Here is a 6759-nt window from a genome sequence, read left to right as displayed (position 1 = left end):
GCGGCGGCGCGCCCTGCTGCCCGGCCCCACCGAGCACCGAGCCGAGCACGGCACCGGCAAGGCTTGCGAGCGCACGCGCCGCGGTTCGGCTGCCGCCGATGCGCACGTCGATCAGGGGCGCGGGCGCGGCCCGCCGGCGGCGCTTCGGCCTCACGCCCCCGCGTGCGGCCGAGCCGAGCAGCACACCGAGAATCGCCGACATGTCATTGCGCGCCATGGCCTCTCACCCCCTCCAGCCCGCGCCTTCGTCTCGAATCGTCGGTACGTGCCGCGATAGGGGATGAAACCATCAATCTCCGGCAGCGTGAACGACGCTGGCAGGAACAGAAACCGTGAAGGTCGGGAGTGCTGCGAGAAGACGGTAAAAAATAATTCTAACACATTGATAATAGATCATTCTGCTATGTCTCAACGGGCGGATGCCACCCGACAGCCGATCGGTGTGGGTCCCTCGACGTCGCTCCAGCAACTGGCCCGGGCCACGCAGCCGCGGCCGCAGGTTTCGCGCCCAATCCGTTGATCCTGCGACAGAACGGATCGGCCCCTCGCCCCGACCCGCCCGCCGGCCGCTCACGAAGTGCTGACCATCCATTAACCCGGCCTTGACCGAGCGGATGCCACGATCGGGCAGATCGAGCGGACCATGAGCAGCGTGACGCGGAAGACCGACAGCACGGACAGCAGGGGAGAGGCGAGGCAGTCGGCGCTCGATGCGCGCGAACGCCTGCTCGCCTTCGCCTTCGCCGCGTCCGACCTGCTCGTCGAGGTCGATCGCGACCAGCGCGTCACCTTCGCCGCAGGCGCCTTCCAGTCCCGCCTCGGGCGACCCGGCGAAAGCTATCTCGGCCAGCCCGTGTCCCGACTGGTCGCGGCGGAGGACCATGCCGCGCTCGAGACCGCGCTGGCCCATCTCTCGCATCGCGGCCGCCTCCCCCCGATCGGGGTGAGGATCGCCGATTCGGCCCGCACGCCCTTCTCCCTCGCCGGCCTCGCGGCAGGCGGAGGGGAGCGGTTCTGCCTCACATTCGGCCAGCTCCCCGCACCGCTTCCCGCCTCGAGCAGGGTCGCGGGAGACCAGGCGAGCCTGCTCCGCATCGCCGAGCCGCGCCTGCGCGAGGCGGCATCGGGGGGAGCTGCTGCCCGCCTCGCGCTCGTCCAGGTCGAGGGGCTGGCAGAGGCAACGGTGCTGCTCGGCCACGGTGCGCGGGAGGAACTCCTCGACAGCATCGGCGAGGCGATCGGCCAGGCCGCACCCGGCGGCGCAGCAGGAGAACTCGGCGGCGGCCGCTGGGGGCTCGTCCATGGCGGCGGGCTCGATGCCACCGCCCTCGCCCGCGGCATCGAGGCCCTCGCCCGTGCCCGGGCGCCGGCGACGGCCGCGCTGCGCGTCGCCGCGACCGACCTTCCGCTCGATGTACGCGAGGTTGCTGAGGCTCGCGCCATCCGGGCGCTCAGGCTTCTGGTCTCCCGCTTCGCGGAGGGCGGCCCCTCGGCCATCGGCCCGGCGATCGCCGCCAACGATACGGGCGGTCTCTCGCACTACATCCGCGCGCTCGGGACAGAGGCGGCGGCGGTGGAAAGCGCGATCGGGAGGCGACGCTTCCGCCTCGCCTACCAGCCGATCGTGCGGCTGTCCGACAGGCAGGTGCGGCATTTCGAGGCGCTGATCCGGCCACTTCCAGGCCCCGACGGGACGGCGCAGGACCCGCACGGCTTCGTCACCCTCGCTGAAGCGGCCGGGCTCGCCCAGGCGCTCGATCTCGCGGTGCTCGGCGCGGCGTCGGAGGCGCTCGAAGCGGCCAAGGCGGCCCAGGTGGCGGTCAACGTCTCGGCCATCTCGCTGTCCGACCGGGGCTTTGCCTCCGCCTGCCTCGCCGTGCTCGACCGCCACGGCGGGGCAAAGGACAGGCTCCTGATCGAGATCACCGAGACGGCCGATATCGACGACGCCGAGGCGGCGGCGGCGCTGATCGGCGAGCTCCGCGCCCGCGGCCACGCCGTGTGCCTCGACGATTTCGGAGCAGGTGCCGCCGGCATCCGGCACCTCAAGCGCCTGCCGGTCGATTTCGTGAAGATCGACGGCCAGTTCGTGCGCGGCGCGGGCCGCGGCGGGCGTGACCGGGCGCTCCTGTCCCAGATCGTGCAGCTCTGCCGCGCCAGCGGTGCGGACGTGATCGCCGAGCAGGTGGAGACGGAGGCCGAGGCGGCGATGCTGGGCGAGCTCGGCGTCGAGTACGGCCAGGGCTTCCTGTTCGGGCGCCCGGGCCATCTGCCGGGACTGAAGGGCTGAGGCCCGCGCTGAGGTCCCGGCGAGACCCTGGGCGAAGGCTCGGGAGTGGACAGCACGCTCCGGACGGTGTCGGCTCCCGGCCGATCGACTCAACTCGCCGGAGGCATGATGCAGGACGTTCTCGCCCAACTCGCTCCAACGGGCGTACTTCGCGCCGGGATCAACCTGAGCAACTTCCTGCTCGTGACCGGCCGCACGCCGGAGGGCGACCCGGACGGCGTCTCGCCCGACATGGCGCGTGCCATCGCCAAGGCTCTCGGCGTGCCGGTGAAGCTCGTTCCCTACGCGAGCCCAGGCGAACTCGCCGACGCCGCAGGCACCGGCGCGTGGGACATCGGACTGATCGGAGCCGAGCCGCAGCGGGCGGAGACCATCGCCTTCACCCCAGCCTATGCCGAGATCGAGGCCACCTACATGGTCCCACCCGGGTCATCCATCGCCTCGATCGCCGAGGTGGACCGCCCCGGCATCCGCATCGCCTCGACCGCGCGGGCGGCCTACGACCTCTGGCTCGAGCGCAACATCCGCCACGCCACGGTGCTGCGCACCGAAAGCCTCGATGCCGCCTTCGAGCGCTTCCGGGCCGATGGGCTCGAGGTGCTCGCCGGGCTCCGGCCGCGGCTGCTGCGCGACATCGAGACGATGCCCCGCGCGCGCATTCTCGAGGGTCGCTTCATGGCCGTGCAGCAGGCTGTCGGCACGAAGCGGGCGAACACGGCGGCGGCCGCCTTCCTGCGCGACTTCGTCGAGAAGGCGAAGGCCTCGGGCCAGGTCGCCCGCTTTATCGCGGAGCGGGGCGTGCGCGGCCTCTCCGTCGCCCCGCCCGCCTGACCGGCGCGCGTGACGATCAGGCCTCGGCGGCGGGGCCCGCGTGCAGCCGCTCAGTCGCAGCACCTGTGCGCCTCGACGAGGCGGCCAGTCTTAAGCGCCTCATGCACCAAGGCGAGCTGGGCGATCGAGACGCCGAGGCCTCGATGGCGCCCAGGCAGATCGGCTCGAGTTCTGGAAGTTCATCGCGCACTTCAGCGCCTGGGCGATGACGACCGCTGCGTCGAACCAGGGTGGCCAGTCATGCGGCCGCTGGATCGAGTGCATCAGCACCTCTCGCGCGAGCGCAGCAGGGGTGAAGCCGCCGCGCGGGGTCGGGCAGCGCGGCCTGCAGACTGGGACGAGGATCTCGCCCAAAGGTCGGCAGGCCTCGAGGCCACGTTCCGGCCGCGCGCCCCATTGCACGGTGGCATCAATCTTCTGCAGGTCGAGAACCATGGCATCATGCGCGGTCGTGAGCTGTACGGACAGCAAGCGGTCGCGCGCCTGCAAGCTCGCAAGCCGCGGGATCAGCCAGCTGATTGCGAAGGTCGGCGGCAAGCTTGAGGCGCAAAAGCCTATCATCGGTCGCAGCCAGGCTGGCCGTCGCCGAGCCGATCTGACCCAATGCGCCGCGAATGCCCTCGAAATCGGCCGCGCCCAAACGGGTGGCGGTATCCGACGCCTCGAGGCCAGGTGCCTATCTCGCTGAAGGAGCATCCCGTCGCGCCCGACATCGTGGCTCCCGCGTTGGACGCCTGCCGCGAGCGGAAAGAAGCCAACCGGCGCCGCGCGGCCGATGCGCGCTTTGCGCGGGAGCGCGAGCTCGCGGATATCGACCGCCAGTTCGCTGGCATCCTGAAGGCGGTCGAGGATAGTGCCTGGAATACGCGGATTCGTGACAGGCTCACCGAGCTGAAAGAATGCAAAGCACTGGCCGCGGCAGAATCAGTCAAGGCGCCGACAGCGCCTTCGGTTACGCTCCTCCCCAGCGCGCTCACCCTCTATCGAAAGCAAGTCGACGCCCTGGAGCTGGGGCTGCACGACGCATCGATCCGGGAGGAGGCGGCGGAGGCGCTCCGAGGCCTCATCAGCCGGATCGTCCACTCGCCCGAGGCTTCAGGTGGGGACGGTGTATGCGTCACGCTTGAAGGTGACCTTCCGGTGATCCTGAGGCTGACGGCCTCAACCCCAACTGCAGGCCACGAGCCACTGCCCATAAACGACAAAAGCGCCCAAAGGGCGCTTTCATCCAGCCAAGTACTGTCGTTGGTTGCGGGGACAGGATTTGAACCTGTGACCTTCAGGTTATGAGCCTGACGAGCTACCGGGCTGCTCCACCCCGCGACAGAGTGGTGGGCATGTCGAGATGGTTCATCATCCGGATCGGAAGACCTGGCAGCGACCGACTCTCCCGCGCCTTGAGACGCAGTACCATTGGCGCAGAGGGTTTTCACGGCCGAGTTCGGGATGGGATCGGGTGTTTGCCCCTCGCAATAGCCACCAGGTCATCGGATCCGGACAAGCCCCGCACGTCTCTTAGAGAGACATCCGAGGCGTTCGTGGCGTGATGTGATGGGTTTGCCGGCCGTAGCCGTCTTTCGTGCTGCGCATGGATGACAGGCCCCATTCTCGAGGAATGGATCCCTGTCATGGCGCGGATCTCAAGCCGAACGAGCGATTAGTACCGGTCAGCTTCATGTGTTGCCACACTTCCACACCCGGCCTATCGACGTGGTGGTCTTCCACGGCTCTTCAGGGAGACCTCGTTTTGAGGCGGGTTTCCCGCTTAGATGCTTTCAGCGGTTATCCCTTCCGTACATAGCTACCCGGCTGTGCCGCTGGCGCGACAACCGGTCCACCAGAGGTACGTCCATCCCGGTCCTCTCGTACTAGGGACAGATCCTCTCAAGTCTCCGACACCCATGGCAGATAGGGACCGAACTGTCTCACGACGTTCTGAACCCAGCTCACGTACCGCTTTAATCGGCGAACAGCCGAACCCTTGGGACCTGCTCCAGCCCCAGGATGCGATGAGCCGACATCGAGGTGCCAAACCTCCCCGTCGATATGGACTCTTGGGGGAGATCAGCCTGTTATCCCTAGAGTACCTTTTATCCGTTGAGCGATGGCCCTTCCACGTGGAACCACCGGATCACTAAGGCCGACTTTCGTCTCTGCTCGAGCTGTCGCTCTCGCAGTCAGGCGGGCTTATGCCTTTGCACTCAACAGCCGATGTCCGACCGGCTTGAGCCCACCATCGCGCGCCTCCGTTACCTTTTGGGAGGCGACCGCCCCAGTCAAACTGCCCACCATGCACGGTCCCTGACCAGGATAACTGGTCGAGGTTAGACGTCAAAAGAAGCCAGGGCGGTATTTCAAGGTTGCCTCCACAAGAGCTAGCGCCCCTGCTTCAACGGCTCCCGCCTATCCTACACAGTCCCCTTCTAACGCCAGTGCAAAGTTGCAGTAAAGGTTCATAGGGTCTTTCCGTCTGACCACGGGTACCCCGCATCTTCACGGGGAATTCAATTTCGCTGAGCCGATGCTGGAGACAGTGGGGAAGTCGTTACGCCATTCGTGCAGGTCGGAACTTACCCGACAAGGAATTTCGCTACCTTAGGACCGTTATAGTTACGGCCGCCGTTTACCGGGGCTTCGATTCAAGGCTTGCACCTCTCCTCTTAACCTTCCGGCACCGGGCAGGCGTCAGACCCTATACGTCCTCTCTCGAGTTCGCAGAGCCCTGTGTTTTTGATAAACAGTCGCTACCCCCTGGTCTGTGCCACCCCCCACCGGTTGCCCGGCAAGGGGTCCCGCTTATCCCGAAGTTACGCGGGCAATTTGCCTAGTTCCTTCAGCATCGTTCTCTCAAGCGCCTTGGTATTCTCTACCAGCCCACCTGTGTCGGTTTCGGGTACGGTCCTATGCCAGAGCTATTTCCTGGAAGGATCCAGCTGCACCCCCAATCCGTTAAGGGGACACAACGCTTCACCTTCGTCACTTCTGGCGGGCCCAGGAATGTTGACCTGGTTTCCATCGACTACGGCTTTCGCCCTCGTCTTAGGGGCCGGCTGACCCTGCGCGGATTAACCTTGCGCAGGAACCCTTGGGCTTTCGGCGACAGTGTTTCTCGCACTGTTTGTCGCTACTCATGTCCGCATTCGCACTTCCGATACCTCCACGGACCCTCACGAGTCCGCTTCGCAGGCTTACGGAACGCTCCGCTACCGCGCATCTTGCGATGCACCCAAAGCTTCGGTACGTGGCTTGAGCCCCGTTACATTTTCGCCGCAGGACGGCTATTAGACCAGTGAGCTATTACGCTTTCTTTAAAGGATGGCTGCTTCTAAGCCAACCTCCTGGTTGTTTTGGCCTTCCCACATGCTTTCCCACTTAGCCACGATTTGGGGACCTTAGCTGTTGGTCTGGGTTGTTTCCCTCTCGACCCGGGACCTTAGCACCCCGGGACTGTCTGCCTCTGTCACGCTCCTGGGTATTCGGAGTTTGGTTAGGTTTGGTAAGCCTTTGGGGCCCCCTAGCCCATCCAGTGCTCTACCCCCCAGGGCGAAGCAAGAGACGATCTACCTCAATAGATTTCGCGGAGAACCAGCTATTTCCGAGTTTGATTGGCCTTTCACCCCTAGCCACAGCTCATCCCC

At 66.1% G+C, this 6759-nt stretch carries 4 protein-coding genes, 1 tRNA gene and 2 rRNA genes (1 of these 7 running past the window's edge); 2 read left to right on the top strand and 5 right to left on the bottom strand.

The features are described from left to right. A partial coding sequence (locus FIF60_RS15555; RefSeq protein WP_144187008.1) for a hypothetical protein occupies positions 1-217 on the bottom strand: 217 nt, incomplete at its 3' end. Positions 218-643: 426 nt separating this feature from the next. On the opposite strand from FIF60_RS15555, the gene FIF60_RS15550 reads away from it, so the two are divergent. Both FIF60_RS15550 and FIF60_RS15545 read left to right on the top strand, forming a co-directional pair. After that, on the top strand, positions 644-2290 hold the full coding sequence (locus FIF60_RS15550) for an EAL domain-containing protein (protein ID WP_144187007.1): 1647 nt from the start codon (positions 644-646) through the stop codon (positions 2288-2290). 108 nt (positions 2291-2398) lie between these two features. Continuing rightward, entirely contained in the window at positions 2399-3121 is a 723-nt protein-coding gene (locus tag FIF60_RS15545; RefSeq protein ID WP_144187006.1) for a transporter substrate-binding domain-containing protein, read from the top strand. Between the two features lie 99 nt (positions 3122-3220). On the opposite strand, the gene FIF60_RS15540 is transcribed toward FIF60_RS15545, so the two are convergent. From FIF60_RS15540 to FIF60_RS15525, 4 genes are all read right to left on the bottom strand, one after another. Then, positions 3221-3682, bottom strand: coding sequence for a LysR substrate-binding domain-containing protein (locus FIF60_RS15540; RefSeq protein WP_239451655.1), 462 nt, complete (start codon positions 3680-3682; stop codon positions 3221-3223). Positions 3683-4367: 685 nt separating this feature from the next. Further along, a tRNA-Met gene (locus FIF60_RS15535) sits at positions 4368-4444 on the bottom strand. Between the two features lie 46 nt (positions 4445-4490). After that, positions 4491-4605 (bottom strand): 5S ribosomal RNA (rrf, locus tag FIF60_RS15530). A gap of 152 nt (positions 4606-4757) precedes the next feature. Continuing rightward, a 23S ribosomal RNA gene (locus FIF60_RS15525) occupies positions 4758-6759 on the bottom strand (it continues 757 nt past the right edge of the window).

Origin of the sequence: Elioraea rosea, assembly GCF_007644105.1 — a bacterium.
GTDB lineage: Bacteria > Pseudomonadota > Alphaproteobacteria > Acetobacterales > Acetobacteraceae > Elioraea_A > Elioraea_A rosea.
This window is presented reverse-complemented; position numbering and strand designations above follow the sequence as displayed.

Coding starts and splice junctions, on each gene's coding strand:
- FIF60_RS15545 (WP_144187006.1), top strand. CDS start 2,399: ATGCAGGACGTTCTCGCCCAACTCGCTCCAACGGGCGTACTTCGCGCC.
- FIF60_RS15550 (WP_144187007.1), top strand. CDS start 644: ATGAGCAGCGTGACGCGGAAGACCGACAGCACGGACAGCAGGGGAGAG.
- FIF60_RS15540 (WP_239451655.1), bottom strand. CDS start 3,682: ATGATAGGCTTTTGCGCCTCAAGCTTGCCGCCGACCTTCGCAATCAGC.